We start from the raw sequence: 17,392 nt of genomic DNA, 5'->3' as shown, positions 1-17,392 counted from the left end.
TAGAGTGTATGAAGAGGAGAATAAAATAATGAAAATCATATTAAGTACACTTAACGCAAAATATATTCATACAAATTTAGCGATTCGCTATTTAAAAGCAGCAGCCCTGCCTGAATTCGACTGTGAGCTTGCTGAATATACTATTAAGGACCCGGCTTTCAACATCGTATCCGACCTTTTCCAAAAGAAACCGGATGTTGTCGGATTCAGCTGTTATATTTGGAATATTAATGAGACGATTGCGGTAATTCGTATGCTAAAAACGGTTTTGCCTAATGTCAAAATTGTATTAGGTGGTCCGGAAGTTTCTTATGATGTCCATGAATGGGTTCGTAAACATGAAGAAATTGACTTCATTATTATGGGTGAAGGTGAAGTTTCATTTAAAGAAATGCTTCGCCACTTCACTGGTGAGATTCCTCTCGACAAAGTGCCGGGCATTTGCTATTTAGAAGAAGGTAAATTAAAAATCCATGCACAGCCACCTAAAATCGATTTGCGGGAAATTGCTTCCCCTTTCCGATTTGAAGAAGATTTACCTCACCTAGGTAAACGAATTCAATATATTGAAACGAGCCGTGGCTGTCCGTTTAGCTGTCAATTCTGCTTATCTTCTATTGAAGTTGGAGTTCGTTATTTCAACCGCGAGAAGATTAAAGAAGATATTCGCTACTTAATGAATAACGGGGCAAAAACGATTAAATTCGTAGACCGTACCTTTAATATTAGTCGTAGTTATGCAATGGAAATGTTTCAGTTTTTAATTGATGAACATCAGCCAGGTGTCGTATTCCAATTCGAAATTACGGCCGACATTATGCGTCCTGAAGTCATCCAATTTTTAAATGACAATGCACCTAAAGGGTTGTTCCGTTTTGAAATAGGTGTCCAGTCAACTAATGACTTAACGAACGACCTTGTAAAACGTCGTCAAAACTTTGAGAAGCTTACTCGTACTGTAACAATGGTAAAGGAAGGCGGCAAAATCGATCAGCATTTGGATTTAATTGCCGGTCTACCTGAAGAAGACTATGCTTCATTCCGCAAAACATTCAATGATGTATTTGCAATGCGTCCTGAAGAATTACAGCTTGGTTTCCTAAAACTGCTACGTGGGACAGGCTTACGATTGGAAGCAGAAAAATATGGCTACACATATGTTGATATTTCGCCATATGAAATTTTTTCAAATAATGTGTTAACTTTTGATGATATCGTACGTATTAAACATGCAGAAGACGTACTAGAGAAATATTGGAATGCACATCGTATGGACAATACGATTGAATATTTAGTAACAAAAGTATTTGAAACGCCATTCGACTTCTTCCAAAGCTTCGGCACATACTGGGAAACAAAAGGCTGGTCACGAATTGGGCATCAGCTAGAGGATTTATTCCGTCGCTTACTTGAGTTTCTGCAAACGGTCGATCACGCAGATTTAGAAGTAATTACAAGCTTGATGAAATACGATTTCCTTCAAGGCCAGCAGTTCCAGCCGCGTAAACTATGGTGGGACGATCGCCTTTCAGAGGATGAGATGAAGGATGTCTATGCGCGCATTAAAGAAACTCCTTCTCTTGTAGGCGAGGAATTTGAAGCAATGCAAATTACTGAACGCGAATTATTCAAACATTCATTAATTATTCCGTTCCACATTGATTTAGAAAATTACGAAGTCGGTGTACCGCAAAAGAAGACGGGCTATTTATTCACATACTTCCGCAATGGACAACAGCCATACTTCAGCACGTTCAGTTAACCCAAAAACGCTGCAAACTCTTACTAGGGAGTTTGCAGCGTTTTTTATACCACGAAAACTTATTGCTTATTCGATTTAGAATCATCCGTTTGCTTTTCATGATGTGTATTTTTATATTGTTCTTCTGTTAAATCATTATCTTCACGAAGATCCAAATCATCCGGGTTTAATTCCGGTCCTACCTCTTCTCGCATATTTTGCCGGTCATTCCCTTTCTTTTTTTCCATACTGATCACCTCCGTTCAACAAATTAACTAATTGAGCTAGAATCTATTCCACCAAAGTGGTTGGACATAGTTTCAGACAGCCTATTCGTTTTATACCCTAAAAAAGAGGGCATAATTCAAATTAAAGAGAGGAGTGTATTTTTTGAAAATATTTTTGGTAGTTTCAAGTATTATTGTTCCGCTTATCATGGTTTATATAAGAAATAAAATTAGTAAGTCAGCAATTTTATTTAATATATTGGCAGTTATTTTTGTCATCATTTTCGGCAGCATTGCTTCCACTTCCATTTACCAAGTCATTATTGATGATGCTGTATTTATGACAAAAATTCACGCCTTATTTTTAAATGAACTTTTTTTAATTTCCGGTTCGTACATTGGTATATTCGTTATTTATCGATTAATGGTTCTTACAATGAAGGAGCGATAAATTTATTACTGTAATATAAAGAGGCTGGGACATACCCCAAAAACGCCATTTTTCTCCGAGAGAAAAATGACGTTTTTTTGCTATGTATAAAAATTGATTTCCATTCCGGGACGCTTTCCGCGGGCACGGCCTGAGCCTGTAGTCTCAGGCGTCGTGCTTTTCCCGCTGGAGTCGCCCTCCATTCCAATCAATTTAATGGAGTATCCGCTTCTTATTGTGAGTTTTATCTATTCCAATCAAATTTTCATTTCTGTCCCAGCCCCTTTGCTTAAAATTATATTCAGATAGATTTTAACCAATAATAATTCGCTCTTTAGGATAATGGTATTTCTTCTTACTGGATGACCCACCAATTGTATAGAGGAATGAGATTAACCCGACACGACCAACAAACATGAGTATCATAATCACCATTTTTCCAAAGGGGGTCAGATCTTCCGTTATGCCAAGAGACATTCCACACGTTCCGAAAGCCGAGGTTATTTCAAATATGACTTCCATCATTGTTGCACGTGTTTCTGTAATAAATAACAACATAGCTGCTCCCAACACCATCATTATTGCAAAAATTAACACGGCAAAAGAGCGGGAAACATCAATAAGGTGAATTTCACGATTAAATACTTGTATATCGGACTGCCCACGGGAAAATGCAATTAAAAATAAAATAACAATCGCAAATGTTGTCGTTCGAATTCCTCCACCAACAGAACTCGGCGATGCCCCGATAAACATGAGGGCACTCATAAAGAGCTGAGTCGCTTCATTAAATGAGGTGACATCATATGTTGTTAAACCTGCAGACCTGGTAGAGATCGAATGGAACATTGCGGAAAATACCGCTTCATGCCACCGCATTCCTTTAAATGACTGAAAGATTTCTATGATGAAAATAACGACAGAACCTAATGCAAATAACGCTATATATGTTACCGTTGTTAGCTTTGTAAATAAACTGAAACGAAATGCAGGATCTTTTTTCAATAAATACGTCTTCACTTCAATTAAAACTGGAAAACCAATTGCCCCTAGGAATATTAAAATCATACAAACAAACTGAACGAAATAGTCATGATGAAACGGCTGTAAACTCATACCGGTAATATCAAACCCGGCGTTCGTCGTTGCAGATATTGCCGCGAATATTCCGTTTATTGCCGCCTCTTCCCACGTAGCAAAATAGCGCTTGAAATGAATAGTCAAAATAAGTGCACCTGTAGCTTCAATCATTATAAGCAGCTTTGCAATTTGACGTATCAACGCTACAACTCCGGAAAGATTGTATTGGTTATGATCAATCATTATTAGTTGGCGTTCGCGCATGCCAATTTTTTTTCCAAACAGTAGCCATAGAAAGGTACCAATTGACATTATACCAATGGCTCCAAATTGTAAGATAAGCAAAATCATTGTCAGTCCAAAGCCGCTGTATGTTTCAGCAACAGTAACCGTTGTTAAACCTGTTACACTGACCGCGCTAACAGCTGTAAAAAGGCTGTCTAAATGTGACACGCTCACACCCTCTATATGAACCCCTGGAATACGTAACAGTAAATATGAAATAAGTATAGCGATAGAATAATATGTGATTAGTATTTGGAAAGGCGTAATACTTCGCCTTTCTATTTTTTTAAAAGGCATACAAATGGCCTCCCATATATTGTTACATTCTTTCTAGTATAATAAATTCCATTGAAAATGAAAAGAAGATACTTCATTACAGAAGTATCTCCAAAAATAACAGTTAACTCGCCTGTTCTTTTTTATTTTTATACACACTTACTAAGTAGCCGCCGATTACAAGACCAAGCAGTACTGCCCAGAAGATTACTTTCCACATTGTTGAATGTGGGAAATGAGGATCAATAATGGCTAAGCTCTCATGACCTAATGCTAATACTGCCAATTTTACCCCTACCCAACCTACAATTAGGAAAGCTGTCGTTTCCAATGTTGGATAGTTGTTTAATAGCTTTACAAACATTTGGGCTGCAAATCGCATAATAACAAGTCCGATAAAACCTCCAAGGAACATTACAGCGAATGGACCTGCATTAATACCACCAATATGATAGTCACCGATATGTGGCAATGTAATTGCAATCGCTACAGCTGCAAGCATTGAGTCAATTGCAAATGCGATATCAGCAAGTTCAACTTTTAGTACTGTCATCCAGAAGCCGGAGCCTTTTGTTTCTTTTATTTCTAGACTTTCATCTTGCTTCTTGAAGTGATTGTCATATAAATGCTTTATGGAAATGAATAATAAGTAAGCTGCACCAAGCGCTTGAATTTCCCAGTATTTCGCTAAGAAAGTTATTAAAAACAGTGCGATAAAGCGGAACAGGAATGCTCCAAATAATCCGTAAAATAATGCTTTTTTCTGTTGCTCTTTCGGTAAATGTTTTACCATTACCGCCATTACGACTGCGTTATCAGCAGCCAAAAGCCCCTCAAGGAAAATTAATACAAGTAATACCCATGCATATTCTAATAAAATTGCTTCCATGAAAGTTTCCCTCCTAATAATTTACTTGTAGCCAAATATTCAGCCATTTATTATTGATAGTTGAAAAAAATCCATGCATTTTTGCCAAAAAGAAAAGACCTCTGCCTATAAAAATAGGCAAAGGTCTTGCTAAGCACAATTTATGCTATCACACCCGATGGCTCCTAACCATGTAATGACGAATGTGAAGTAAGTTCAATTAAAAGTAGTGGCCATCTTAAGCTACTATTTTAATTTCTTATAGCTACTCCCCTTTGACAAATGTCAATGGATATTCAATTCAATTATATTGTTATTTTAACGATATTGTTTTGAAAAATCAAATCTTTCTTCCAAAATTCATCAAAACTTTACAAAACTCCGTATTCTCTCAATAATACTTCCCTTATTTTAGCAAATAACAGATCAATTCCATACTTTTTGTTATCCTTTATTTCTTTCGTCGCTTTCTCGCGACCAACACTATTGTATGATAGTCTTCTGTCAGATGCTACGCCGTCAAATATAGTTGCATTTAAATATGCTTTAGCAAAATTACTTTGCTTCTTTTTCAATTAGACTGTAAATGATTGGTACGATAAACAAAGTTAAAATTGTTGAGCTTATTAATCCCCCGATAACGACGATGGCCATTGGTTGATTCATTTCCGTACCTTCACCTATTCCTAGTGCTAACGGGACTAAGCCTAGAATTGTCGTTAAAGCTGTCATTAAAATTGGGCGTATCCGGTCCTGAACCCCTGCAATAATGGCATCCGTAACATTTAAACCTTGCTGACGTTTTTGATTAATATAATCAATAAGGACGATTCCGTTATTCACAACAATCCCAACCAATATGAGTATCCCAATAATCGCTGTTACACCTAGCAATGTATTTGTTAAATATAACGAAGCCGCAACACCTATTATCATTAAAGGAACACTAAACATCATAACAAAAGGAAGCTTAAATGATTCAAATTGAGCGCCCATAACGAGATAAATAAGGATTACTGCAAGAATAATCGCCATGATCATATCTTGCTTTGCGCTATCGAATAATTCCCGGTCACCGCCAAATACAATTTTCGTTGTCGTTGGAACTCCTACTCCCTGAATTGCTTCATCTACCTTTTTAGAAATACCGCTCAATGATTCTGAAGTTTTATATTTCACAAAAATTGCAATAGCCGCGGCTTGATCCGATCTTCGAATGGCCGTCTGCGATTCTTTAATTTCAATTGTTGCCAGTTCCTGCAATTCAACAAATACACCCGCATTCGTACGAAGCTTCATCTTTTTAAGAGCTTCTACATCCTCCCGAAAAGCTTTACCAAAGCCTGTATACACTCCCAACACTTCACTGTCATCTGCAATAATTTGTGTTGTAAAGGCACCGCGAGTCATCATATTAACTGTTTGAGCTATTTGCGAAGGCAACAATCCATATTGATTTGCTTCATCCCGTTTTACTTCTATTTGGATTTCCTCTTTCACTTCATCCAAATCTGACGTAACCTCGACTATCGAATCAATTTCTGTAAGCCTTTGCTGAATTTGAGTAACTGTCTCCTTTAAACGCTTCTCATTACTGTCGGTTACTCGGAATGATAATGTATTAGGTGTTGATCCTGATGAAGAAGAGAGTGAAAAGCTAACTTCTGCCCGTTCCCCAATTTGTTCCTGAACCTGTTTTTCAAATTGCTCAACAAAGTCGAAAATGGAGCGATTACGTTCAGATAGTTCAACGAGCTTAATCGAAATTTCTCCTTCATTTTGCTTACTAGTCTCCCGGGATAAAGATTGCTGATTGCCGCCGATTAAACTTACTACAACATCAACTTCTTCATATTCCCTTGCCATTTCCTCTATTTCACTAACAATTCCTTCTGTCTTTGCAACCGATGCACTATTTGGAAGCTTAACGGATAACGATACAAACCCCTCATCTGTCGGAGGCAGAAATTCTGTACCTGTTTTGTAAACCCCAAAGCCAGATAAAGCAAGTAATGCTAACGTGATTGATAAAATGAGTGCACGTCTCGTTAATCCCCATTTTATAGCTTTCGTATAATTTCGATAGAGCCACTTGCTTTGTCTCTTTTCAACTGAATTTGCCGGTTTCGTACGTAAAAAGCGGCTTGCAAACATTGGAACGACTGTTAAAGCAACCGCGAGTGAAGCAATCAAGCTAAATGAAATGGTCAAAGCAAACTCCATAAAAATTTTACCGATTAGTCCACTTATAAAAATAACAGGTACAAAAACGGCAATGGTGGTAACGGTTGAAGCAGTAATCGCTAAAGCTACTTCCTTTGTACCGTTGATTGCTGCATCTATTGGACTTTCACCGAGTTCTAAATGTCGTTCAATATTTTCAATAACAACTATGGCGTTATCGACAAGCATCCCAATTCCTAAAGCAAGCGCCCCAAGCGTCATAATATTCAACGAAAAGTTTGCAAAGTACATGAGTACAAATGTTACGATTACCGAATAAGGAATTGCAATCCCAATAATAAGCGGACTCTTTATACCAGATAAAAAGAATAAAAGTACAAGCATTGCAAATAATCCGCCAAAAATGAGAGAAGAGCTGATATTACTAATAGCTAAACGTACATAATCTCCCTGGTCAAATAAAATGGTTGCTTCAATTCCTTCATATTGTGGTTCGTTTAATAGACGATCGAGTTCCTTTTGAAATGTTTCAGAAACACTCGCTGTATTTGCACCAGATTCCTGCAAAACTGAAATCAGAACTGCCGACTGATCGTTAGCACGCGTTATCGTATTTGTTTCCTGCTCTTTTCGTTCTACAGTCGCAATATCCTGAATTTTAAGGGCTTCCCCTGTTAATGGATTCACAGACAGTACTATATTCGCTATTTCATCCGGATGAGTGAATATACTAACTACACGTGTCGTCAATAGCTGATTGTCCTGTGTACTTAATTCTGCACCGGGCATTGAAATATTACTTGCCTGTATGACTTGCATGACGTCCGTTTGTGTTAAATTTTTTTGTTCAAGTTTTTGAGGATCCAGTTCTATTTGGATTTCTTCTACAATTTTTCCTGAAACGGTTACACTTGCTACGCCTTCTGTACGTTGTAATTCCTGTTCCAGCGACTCCGCTATCTGCCGGATGTCTACATCTTCATCATTGGCTGCCAATGCAAGCTGAATAACCGGAAACTGCGCTGGATCGAATTTCAAAAAGCTAGGTCTCCCGGCATCATCAGGAAGAGGAACTAGATCTATGCGCTGCAATATATCAGTTTGCACTTTATCCATATTTGTTGACCAATTAAACTCTAAAATAATTAAATTCGAGCTTTCAAGGGATGTCGACTGCACCTTTTTTATACCAGGCAATGTAGAAAGAGAAGCTTCCAATGGCTTTGTCACTTTCTCGTTGACTTCAATTGGGCTCGCACCTGGATAACTTGTAACAACTACACCAATGGGCGGATTCAGATCGGGTATTAAAGTAATCGGAATTTTAAATAGAGAAACAACTCCCAATATTAATACAAAGATCATCGAAACAATCGTAAACACGGGACGTTTAATAGAAAACCTGCTTATATTCATGGATGTTAAATCCTTTCATTTTGTCATCGTATTATTTAAAATTCGTGTAAAGGTTCCTTTTCCCTTTACCATTCAACAATAAAATACTTTCCTAAAATAAAATGTTACAAATTTTCAAACAATATTCTTTTGGGGGTTTAACTATGTGTTTAATTGCATTTTCATATAAAGTTCATCCAAATTATCCGCTTGTTATTATTGCAAATCGTGACGAATTTTATGACCGTCCGACAGCAGCTGCTCATTTTTGGGAAGATAAGCCGGCTATATTAGGTGGTCGGGATTTACTTCAACAAGGTAGCTGGATGGGGCTTTCGAAAAACGGGCGATTTGCGGCCATTACGAACTATCGCGAGCCAAGCCAGCCAGAAACAGCGCTCCTATCACGTGGAGAGATCGTATCCCAGTTTTTACTTTCTACTGAACCAATTGAATCGTTCATTGATTCATTACGGAAAAAAAAGAATCTGTATGGCGGCTACAACGTTTTATTGTTCGATGGGCAGCAAATGCGTCATTACAATAACGTATTCGACGAGCACAATAAGATCGAACCAGGTACTTACGGTCTTAGTAATGCTACATTAAATACGTCTTGGCCAAAAGTCGAAAAGGCGAAAAATGCATTAATAAACAGTACTCAAAATAAACAATTTGAAGCACAAGATCTTATTTTATTATTATCAGATGATAAAATTGCACATGACGAAGTATTGCCAAATACTGGAGTAGGCATTCATTTAGAACGCGCACTTTCAGCACAATTTGTGAAATTACCCAATTATGGGACACGTTGTTCTACAGCAATAATATTTAATAAAAACGGAGATATCAATTTTTTAGAACGCACTTATGATAAAGGTATCTTTCTATTTGATCGTTCTTTTACTATTAAACCCACAGAGCTTGGCAGCATCAGACACCAGTCATGATAAATGAATATAAAAAACCCGGCAAATTTCTTTACTGAGAAATTGCCGGGTTATAATAAACGTGCCTATTACAGCAGGCTATAAAGTTTAATTTGTTCGTTCTTTTCAGTGAACCAGCGCATTGCAAATTCATTTTCAAATAAAAATACTTTGTTATCAAAACGGTCACGCACTAGCATTGAGCGCTGAGAATGCATTGATTCCTTTACATCTTCCTCGTTTTCAATCCAACGTGCGATTTTGCTGCCGATTGGCTCCATCGTTACTTCAACATTGTATTCATTAATCATACGGTGTTGGAAAACTTCGAACTGTAATTGACCAACTGCACCAAGGATAATATCTTCAGTGTGTAAAGTTTTGAAGTATTGGATCGCACCCTCTTGTACTAACTGAAGTACACCTTTTTGGAACTGCTTGCCTTTCATAACGTTTTTCGCCGAAACGCGCATGAAAATCTCCGGTGTAAATTGAGGTAACTTCTCAAAGTTAAATCCTTTTTTACTGCCAACTACTGTATCACCAATTTGATACGTACCAGTGTCATATAGACCAATAATATCCCCTGCAACTGCTACATCCACTATTTCACGGTCATCTGCTAAAAACTGCGTTGATTGGGTTACTTTAAATGATTTCCCTGTTCGGGCTAACGTCATGTTCATCCCACGTTCAAACTTACCGGAAACGATTCGCACGAACGCAATACGGTCACGGTGAGCAGGATTCATGTTTGCTTGAATCTTGAAAATAAACCCTGAAAAGTCCTTGTGCTCTACAGGATCGATGAATTGCTCATCTTCTGTAATACGTGGCTGTGGAGTTGGTGCAAATTTTAAATACGTATCAAGGAATGTTTGTACCCCGAAGTTAGTCAAAGCCGATCCAAAAAATACAGGTGTTAATACCCCACGGCGTATTTTATCTTCCGAGTATTGATTACCCGCTTCATTTAACAATTCGATATCATCCATTGCTTGCGTATAATAAGATGTTACTTTCATCGGATGATCAACCGCTAAGCCGCCCTCTTCATTTAATGGTAAATAGCGATTTTCCTCATCAGTTCTAAACTGCTCAATACGTTTATTGTATCGATCGTAAATTCCAAGGAATTCTTTCCCCATACCGATTGGCCAGTTCATCGGATATGCTGATATGCCTAGAACCTCTTCCAGCTCTTCTATAAGCTCCAAAGGCTCTTTCCCTTGACGGTCTAATTTATTTATAAATGTAAAAATCGGTATGCCGCGCATTTTACATACTTTAAATAGCTTTAATGTTTGTGCCTCAATACCTTTTGCAGCATCGACAACCATGACAGCAGAGTCTACTGCCATTAAAGTACGGTACGTATCTTCCGAGAAATCCTGGTGACCAGGTGTATCAAGAATGTTTACACGACAGCCTGAATAATCAAATTGCATAACAGAGGATGTAACTGAAATTCCACGTTGCTTTTCGATTTCCATCCAGTCGGATGTTGCGAACTTTCCTGATTTCTTCCCTTTTACTGTACCCGCGTCACGAATTGCACCACCGAATAATAATAGTTTTTCGGTAATCGTCGTTTTACCTGCATCAGGGTGACTGATAATGGCGAATGTTCGACGCGATAATATATCTTGTTCTAAAGTCATTGTTTTCGTCTCCTTTTTCCATACTTTCTTATTTTAAAAGACAACAGTCATTCGTTACAACCTTTTTTACTTTTGAGATAGTATTTTACGTATTCTTTTCATTATTTTAAATAGGACAAAGCCTATGACAATTGCAATCGCATTTAATAATACATCATCTACATCAATGCTGCGTCCGATAAAATATTGTGTCCCTTCTATAAATATCGGTATGCTGAATGCGACAATATGCATTTTGCGCCAGCCTCTTAGTTTTTTCCATAAAAGCGGTATAAAAAAACCAAACGGAATAAACAGGACAATATTGCCTGCCAAATTATAAAATGCGATATTCGCTAATGGTCCATTTAATTGATCATAATATAAAAGAATCGTTTGTAATGGGGTGAAATTACTACGGACATAGGCAGTGGATGTATCAAATACAATTTGTCCATTTAAAAAATAAAAATTCGGTATGATCGTTTGCGAAAAGATGCTTATACCATATAGGAAAAATACGAGCATAACAATTTCCCGAGACACATCTTTCTTTTTATTTCTTAAGTATAGTTTTCGGCTAATTATATAAAAAGGAAAACTCAATATACAATACCCAATCATACTAAGTACGTAGGATTGAATCATTTTTTCTTTTCACCTCCAAAAAAAACCACCGTTAACGCAATTACGTTAACACGGCGGATTTGAAAAAGATATAGGTTTATCTATACAAATTTTAACTTCCCAGCTTCAATCGCAATTTTGGCATCACTATGCGGGTATTTCGTATTTTCAATGATTTGGTAATCTTCATGACCTTTGCCGGCAAAAATAATAATATCACCGGGATTTGCTACGCTCACTGCATGTCTAACAGCTTCTGCGCGATCACCGATACATGCAAAGTTATTATGCAGCATCCCTTTAGCTAAATCGCCTGTAATACTCTCGTACTCCTCATAACGTGGATCATCGGTTGTAAGCACAACATAATCTGCAACTGATGCCTTTTCTGCCATCGTTGGACGCTTCGTTTTGTCTCGTCCACCACCTGTACCAACGAGGAAAATCAATTTATTTTCCGGTTTTTTATATGGAAGCGCAGCATTTATCGCTTTTTCAATTGCATCCGGAGTATGTGCATAATCAATAAAGATTTGAATCGGTAAATCCGTTTCCACCTTTTCCATGCGTCCTTTTACTGGAGGAAGCATTTCAATCTGTTCAATAATGACTTCAATTGGGAAGCCTCGCGCATAAAACACCGCTGTTGCTGCAAGTACATTGTAAATATTGAATTCACCCAATAAATGCATTGTCACTGGAAATGTACCTTCAGGTGTTTCCATATCAAAATGAGTCATGCCATCTTCATAATTGCAGTTCACTGCTCGGAATATAGCGTTGTTTTTTAAACCATAAGTCCATATCGGAAATGGCGTAATTTGGGCATAACGCTCTGACCATGGATCATCCGCATTTAATACGACATGCTTGTTCTTTTCCAAGTCCTGACCAAGCTGAGAGAACAACAAACCTTTCGTGTTACCGTAGTTTTCCATTGTACCATGAAAATCTAAATGGTCATGTGTTAAATTCGTAAATACCGCGACATCATAATCGACACCTGCTAAACGACCGAGTGCCAAACCATGTGACGAAACTTCCATTACCATCGCACGGCAGCCTTCACTTTTAGCTCGGAAAATCATTTGCTGAGTATTTAAAGAGTCACTTGTTGTGTTGGCCGATTCATAAAGTACACCATTTAAATTAAATCCTATCGTACCTGACAGTGCCGACTTTTCACCAAGTCCAATTAAAATATTGTGGATAATGCCGGATACACTTGTTTTACCATTTGTACCTGTTACGCCAATCATCATGATGTCTTTCGATGGGTAGTCAAAAAACTTCGCTGCTAAAATGCCTAATGTACGTGTCGTATTCTTAACAAGTACTTGTGCAATGTCGCCCTCCAACTCCAATAGACGCTCTGTTACGATAATTGTTGCCCCAGCATCAACAGCCTTCTGTGCATAGTCATGACCATCTACTGTAAAGCCTTTAATGCAAATAAACACACTGTTCGGCTGTACACTGCGAGAATCAATCGCAATATCCGAAATCAGCTTCGGCAATTGTCCTACTATTTTCTTTTGCATGAGTGTACTTAATAGCTCTTCTGCATACATTTTTCTTTCCCCCACACTTGCAATATACTTGCGAATCTAAATTTTTTCAGTTAAGTTATTGTAATTTCTATGTATTACTCATCATACTGCTCATGGATTGAAATTTCCATGGTTTACGCTTACTATTAAATACCTTGAACTATTAGAACCACAAAATAACCATTAAATGAAGTGTTCCCAAATGTTCACATAGTACAATTTTTAATTAATATATCTATCATATCAAAATTCGCCATTTATCGACATCATAAATTACTGTATGATTATAGTTATTATTACTTATCAGAGGTGTTTTATGCAGCAAAATGAAATTCTGAATAAGCGAAATCTGCTTATGGTTATTACTTATTTTTTTTCGACGCTTATTTTTACTACTGTCATTGTTACACAGCTGTTCAAGCATCCTTATTCATTTTTAGCTATTAGTATTGGAAGTTTCATTATACTCGTTGCTTTGTATTATTTAAAAACTCCGCCAAAAGTATTTCAAATTATTTTGATTTGTACATGGCATATGATCGTCTTCTTTTTTAACTATCAAAATGTAAATATATTTTCGTTTTATACTTTTATCTGGGTTATTGCGATTTTAACCATTTACCGTTCATATATCATTTCTTTCATCAACATAGTTCTAGTATTCATTGAAATTTATATTTTAAATGAGTTATCGATGATTCCCTATCATAGTTTTAAATCAGAAGATCATTTTTTACTTTTCGGCTTTTTAATTGCGGTTTGCGTTATGAGTATAGGTCAAAGTTACTTTATAAAAAATATTTGGTTAAAGTTAGAGAAAAGTGCAATTGACCGTGAGTATTATTTGAATTCTAAACATGCATATTTACATTTGTTTTTCGAACAGGCTAATGATGCGATTGCGGTATTTGATTTGAATGATCGTGTGATTGCCGTTAACCCAGCATTCGAAAAATTGTATGGTTGGACTAAGGAAGAAGCATTAGGGCGTATTTTACCACTTATGCCCCCGGAAAACGAAGAAGAGTCAAGACAAAGGAAAGAAGATATAAAGCATGGAAAGAAATATCATCTTCATGAAACAACTGATATGAGAAAGGATGGCACTATTTTCGATGCACAAATCTCGTTGTCTCCCATTTTTAGCCCGCACGGCGAAATTATCGGTTCTTCTGTAATTTCACGGGATATTTCATATATTAAGGAAAACGAAAATTTAATTTTGCAATCTGAAAAACTAAAGCTCGTCGGTGAGCTTGCTGCCGGAGTTGCACATGAAATTCGTAATCCGATGACCGTCATATCCGGCTATGTTCAAATGATGAACGAAAATCCTGACTCACCTTACTATGAATATACAAAGCTAATTCAGAGCGAAACGGAACGAATTGAATTAATTTTATCAGAATTCCTTGTATTATCTAGACCACAGCCTAATCAGTTTATACCGGTTAATTTAGCAGAGGCATTAAATGAAGTAGCTACATTTTTCCAGTATGAGCTTCAGCAAAGGACTATTTCGCTTAATATTTCGAATGAATATTCGCACACATTTATTTTAGGTAATAAAAATCAAATTAAACAGGTATTTATAAATTTATTTAAAAACGCTATTGAGGCTATACCTGAGAATGGGACCATTACGTTAGAAGTGAGTATAGGCAAAGATGGCGAGGAAATTTATATTAATATAGTCGATACAGGCTGCGGTATACCTTCCCATTTAACAGAACGTATTTTTGAACCTTTTTATACAACGAAAACGAAAGGTACAGGGCTTGGGATGATGATTGTTAATAAAATTGTTCAAGATCATAAAGGGACAATTAAAATAAAAAGTCAGCAAAACGTCGGTACAGAAGTTCTATTATCGTTTCCGGTGTTCAGTGAATATTAAAAATGAGAAGGCTGGGTAAAACCAGCCTCAAAATTATAAGAGGTTGGGATATAAGTAGAAATTTCTTTTTAAAAGGGAAATACTCTTATTAAGAAATTGATATTATATGAATTGATTGGAGTGAAGGGGCGACTCCTGGGGGAACAGCAAAATTTATTTTGCGACGAGTAACCGCAGGAGCACCGACGCCTGAGACTACAGGCTCAGGCCGTGCCCCCGGAAAGCGTCCCCGTAACGGAAATCAATTCTGGCAGAAGCAGAAAAACATCTATTTTTTTCTTGAAAAAATAGATGTTTTTCATTTGGTCCCAGACTCTTTATTTGTTATCTACTCCATATCCCCTGCTTGTTGCCCGGGAGTGCTGCCATATCAAAGAACATTCGTTATTTCATAATCGTACGAACAAGCTTAACTTTTTGTTTGTACGGCGGATATAGTAAACTATTTGCCAGTTTATTAGAACGCTGCATAATCGACTTAGGATGCGTAAAGTTCTCGAAGCTAGCCTTTCCATGATACGATTTCACACCTGAAGGACCAACCCCTCCAAACGGTAAATGCGTATTTCCTACATGTGTAATTACATCATTTATACAGCCTCCGCCAAATGGCAGTTCTTGAAGGAAATAAGCAATCGCCTTTTCATTTTCAGAGAACAGATAGGCACTTAACGGCTTAGGCAATTGGCGTATTTCGTGAATCGCTTTTGGTAATTGCTCATAAGTCAAAATCGGCAAGATTGGTCCAAAAAGTTCATCTTCCATTGATGGACGATCCCACGTTATATTTTCTAAAACTGTTGGCTCCATATATAAATCTTCTCGATCTGTGCGACCGCCGAATGTTACCGTATCACGCTCGTTGTCCAATATATTTTGCAGGCGGTCAAATTGGCGCTCATTGATTATCCGGCCATAGTCCGGACTTTGCTGTGGATCATCCCCAAAGAATTCACGAATCGTCTTTTTAAGTAAACGTGTGAATTTTTTAGCAACTGAAGAATGAACTAGCAAATAATCCGGTGCAACACATGTTTGCCCTGTATTATTAAATTTCCCCCAGACAATACGCTTTGCTGCTACATCTAAATTAGCGGTTTGATCCACTATGGCAGGGCTCTTACCACCAAGTTCTAATCCAATCGGAGTCAGACGCTCTGCAGCAGCCTTTGCTACTACTTTTCCAACAGCTACACTCCCTGTAAAGAAAATATAGTCAAAGGGCGCATGAATCAGAGCAGTAACTTCATCCTTTTCACCCTCTACAACTCGAACATAATGTGGTGGGAATACTTCCTCTAAAATTTTCTTTACCATAATGGCTGTATGAACAGCCGTTTCAGATGGCTTAACGATCGCTGTATTGCCTCCAATAATCGCCCCAATCAATGGCTCCATAATTAATTGGAAAGGATAATTAAAAGGTCCAATAATTAATGTAACTCCAAACGGTTCCCGAACAATGTAACTTTTGGCAGGTTGAAAATGTATTGGTGTTTTCACTAGTTCCGGTTCCATCCAGCCATCTATATTTTTTAAAAAATAAGAAATACTATCGTATACAATTCCAATTTCAGTGGAATAAGCTTCAAATTCACTTTTTCTCAAATCTAATGCTAAAGCTTCTATTACTTGTGCCTCATATTTTTTTATTGTTTCTTTTAATAATATGAGTTGCTCTTTACGAAATTCTATATTTTTAGTTGCGCCGGTAAAATAAAAAGATCGTTGTTCTTCAATCATTTGTTCAACATCTTGTGCAGTGAAGTTCATTTTTTTCATCCTTTCAAAAAGAAATGTATGCATAAATTATAGCTGTTCACACATATTAACTATAGTAATAACTACTACAAAGTTAAATTTAATTCCTTCAAATATTAGCAAGGAAGTTATGCAAGGAGGTAATATCAGTTTCAAGAAAAATGTTTATCGAAAAGTCTAAATGGGAATTTCATAAGTAATTATTTAAATCAGACATAAAAACAATCGTACAAGGAGGCTATATAAATGATTATTACTGAAACTTGGTGGGGCGAGATTTTTTCTGGACCATTATCTATTGGATTAAATGAACAAAAGATTACACAGCTAGAGGATGAATCATTTTTATACTTTGACGAATTTGTTGCAACAATTCCTACTGAAGAACAAAATACTTAACCGTAAAAGGACTGTCACATTTGTCAGTCCTTTTTTGCATTTTTCTATGGCATAATGACTATATATAATAGAGATTTGGTCAAAGTCCATAGGAGGTCAT

At 37.0% G+C, this 17,392-nt stretch carries 14 protein-coding genes; 5 read left to right on the top strand and 9 right to left on the bottom strand.

Annotated features, from left to right (window positions below):
• The first annotated feature begins 28 nt into the window (after positions 1–28).
• Complete coding sequence (locus NYE67_RS04065) at positions 29–1,762, top strand: B12-binding domain-containing radical SAM protein (protein WP_340729291.1); 1,734 nt, start codon at positions 29–31, stop codon at positions 1,760–1,762.
• Positions 1,763–1,821: 59 nt separating this feature from the next.
• Here NYE67_RS04065 and NYE67_RS04060 read toward each other — a convergent pair whose 3' ends face one another.
• Positions 1,822–1,989, bottom strand: a complete 168-nt coding sequence (locus NYE67_RS04060) for a hypothetical protein (protein ID WP_191698582.1) — start codon at positions 1,987–1,989, stop codon at positions 1,822–1,824.
• 142 nt (positions 1,990–2,131) lie between these two features.
• Between NYE67_RS04060 and NYE67_RS04055 the strand changes: the two genes are divergently transcribed.
• Positions 2,132–2,419 carry a transposase gene (locus tag NYE67_RS04055; RefSeq protein ID WP_340729290.1) on the top strand — a complete coding sequence of 96 codons (288 nt, stop codon included), beginning with the start codon at positions 2,132–2,134 and terminating at the stop codon, positions 2,417–2,419.
• Between the two features lie 291 nt (positions 2,420–2,710).
• Here the strand turns inward: NYE67_RS04055 and NYE67_RS04050 are convergent, their stop codons facing one another.
• The 4 genes from NYE67_RS04050 to NYE67_RS04035 all read right to left on the bottom strand — a co-directional run bounded on the left by NYE67_RS04050 (position 2,711) and on the right by NYE67_RS04035 (position 8,507).
• Complete coding sequence (locus NYE67_RS04050; RefSeq protein WP_340729288.1) at positions 2,711–4,060, bottom strand: TrkH family potassium uptake protein; 1,350 nt, start codon at positions 4,058–4,060, stop codon at positions 2,711–2,713.
• Between the two features lie 103 nt (positions 4,061–4,163).
• Complete coding sequence (locus tag NYE67_RS04045; RefSeq protein WP_340729287.1) at positions 4,164–4,928, bottom strand: TerC family protein; 765 nt, start codon at positions 4,926–4,928, stop codon at positions 4,164–4,166.
• A gap of 350 nt (positions 4,929–5,278) precedes the next feature.
• The gene (locus NYE67_RS04040; protein WP_340729286.1) at positions 5,279–5,482 is read right to left on the bottom strand and encodes a hypothetical protein; all 204 of its coding nucleotides are present in this window, start codon (positions 5,480–5,482) and stop codon (positions 5,279–5,281) included.
• Positions 5,463–8,507, bottom strand: coding sequence for an efflux RND transporter permease subunit (locus tag NYE67_RS04035; protein WP_340729285.1), 3,045 nt, complete (start codon positions 8,505–8,507; stop codon positions 5,463–5,465). Before NYE67_RS04035 ends, NYE67_RS04040 begins: the two co-directional genes overlap by 20 nt.
• Before the next feature lie 143 nt (positions 8,508–8,650).
• Here NYE67_RS04035 and NYE67_RS04030 point away from each other — a divergent pair, with 143 nt between their 5' ends.
• Entirely contained in the window at positions 8,651–9,439 is a 789-nt protein-coding gene (locus NYE67_RS04030; protein ID WP_340729284.1) for an NRDE family protein, read from the top strand.
• Between the two features lie 68 nt (positions 9,440–9,507).
• Here NYE67_RS04030 and NYE67_RS04025 read toward each other — a convergent pair whose 3' ends face one another.
• From NYE67_RS04025 to NYE67_RS04015, 3 genes are all read right to left on the bottom strand, one after another.
• Positions 9,508–11,079, bottom strand: coding sequence for a peptide chain release factor 3 (locus tag NYE67_RS04025; protein ID WP_340729283.1), 1,572 nt, complete (start codon positions 11,077–11,079; stop codon positions 9,508–9,510).
• A gap of 66 nt (positions 11,080–11,145) precedes the next feature.
• Complete coding sequence (locus tag NYE67_RS04020) at positions 11,146–11,586, bottom strand: VanZ family protein (RefSeq protein WP_340729282.1); 441 nt, start codon at positions 11,584–11,586, stop codon at positions 11,146–11,148.
• Between the two features lie 200 nt (positions 11,587–11,786).
• The gene (locus NYE67_RS04015) at positions 11,787–13,256 is read right to left on the bottom strand and encodes a UDP-N-acetylmuramoyl-L-alanyl-D-glutamate--2,6-diaminopimelate ligase (RefSeq protein WP_340729281.1); all 1,470 of its coding nucleotides are present in this window, start codon (positions 13,254–13,256) and stop codon (positions 11,787–11,789) included.
• A gap of 295 nt (positions 13,257–13,551) precedes the next feature.
• On the opposite strand from NYE67_RS04015, the gene NYE67_RS04010 reads away from it, so the two are divergent.
• The gene (locus NYE67_RS04010; RefSeq protein ID WP_340729280.1) at positions 13,552–15,132 is read left to right on the top strand and encodes a two-component system sensor histidine kinase NtrB; all 1,581 of its coding nucleotides are present in this window, start codon (positions 13,552–13,554) and stop codon (positions 15,130–15,132) included.
• Between the two features lie 384 nt (positions 15,133–15,516).
• On the opposite strand, the gene NYE67_RS04005 is transcribed toward NYE67_RS04010, so the two are convergent.
• Complete coding sequence (locus NYE67_RS04005; RefSeq protein ID WP_340727093.1) at positions 15,517–16,905, bottom strand: aldehyde dehydrogenase; 1,389 nt, start codon at positions 16,903–16,905, stop codon at positions 15,517–15,519.
• A 234-nt stretch (positions 16,906–17,139) separates the two neighbouring features.
• Between NYE67_RS04005 and NYE67_RS04000 the strand changes: the two genes are divergently transcribed.
• Positions 17,140–17,292: a hypothetical protein gene (locus NYE67_RS04000; protein WP_191698592.1), complete on the top strand. Its 153-nt coding sequence runs from the start codon at positions 17,140–17,142 to the stop codon at positions 17,290–17,292.
• Positions 17,293–17,392 lie beyond the last annotated feature (100 nt).

The sequence above is a fragment of the Solibacillus sp. FSL W8-0474 genome (assembly GCF_038004065.1).
In the GTDB taxonomy this organism is placed as follows: domain Bacteria; phylum Bacillota; class Bacilli; order Bacillales_A; family Planococcaceae; genus Solibacillus; species Solibacillus faecavium.
Note: the sequence above shows the minus strand (reverse complement) of the source record. Positions and strands in the feature narration are given on the sequence as shown.

Bases quoted from the DNA above. Each gene is read 5' to 3' on its own strand.
- NYE67_RS04005 (WP_340727093.1), bottom strand. From the start codon at position 16,905: ATGAACTTCACTGCACAAGATGTTGAACAAATGATTGAAGAACAACGA.
- NYE67_RS04060 (WP_191698582.1), bottom strand. From the start codon at position 1,989: ATGGAAAAAAAGAAAGGGAATGACCGGCAAAATATGCGAGAAGAGGTA.
- NYE67_RS04010 (WP_340729280.1), top strand. From the start codon at position 13,552: ATGCAGCAAAATGAAATTCTGAATAAGCGAAATCTGCTTATGGTTATT.
- NYE67_RS04025 (WP_340729283.1), bottom strand. From the start codon at position 11,079: ATGACTTTAGAACAAGATATATTATCGCGTCGAACATTCGCCATTATC.
- NYE67_RS04045 (WP_340729287.1), bottom strand. From the start codon at position 4,928: ATGGAAGCAATTTTATTAGAATATGCATGGGTATTACTTGTATTAATT.
- NYE67_RS04020 (WP_340729282.1), bottom strand. From the start codon at position 11,586: ATGCTCGTATTTTTCCTATATGGTATAAGCATCTTTTCGCAAACGATC.
- NYE67_RS04030 (WP_340729284.1), top strand. From the start codon at position 8,651: ATGTGTTTAATTGCATTTTCATATAAAGTTCATCCAAATTATCCGCTT.
- NYE67_RS04050 (WP_340729288.1), bottom strand. From the start codon at position 4,060: ATGCCTTTTAAAAAAATAGAAAGGCGAAGTATTACGCCTTTCCAAATA.
- NYE67_RS04065 (WP_340729291.1), top strand. From the start codon at position 29: ATGAAAATCATATTAAGTACACTTAACGCAAAATATATTCATACAAAT.
- NYE67_RS04015 (WP_340729281.1), bottom strand. From the start codon at position 13,256: ATGTATGCAGAAGAGCTATTAAGTACACTCATGCAAAAGAAAATAGTA.
- NYE67_RS04000 (WP_191698592.1), top strand. From the start codon at position 17,140: ATGATTATTACTGAAACTTGGTGGGGCGAGATTTTTTCTGGACCATTA.
- NYE67_RS04035 (WP_340729285.1), bottom strand. From the start codon at position 8,507: ATGAATATAAGCAGGTTTTCTATTAAACGTCCCGTGTTTACGATTGTT.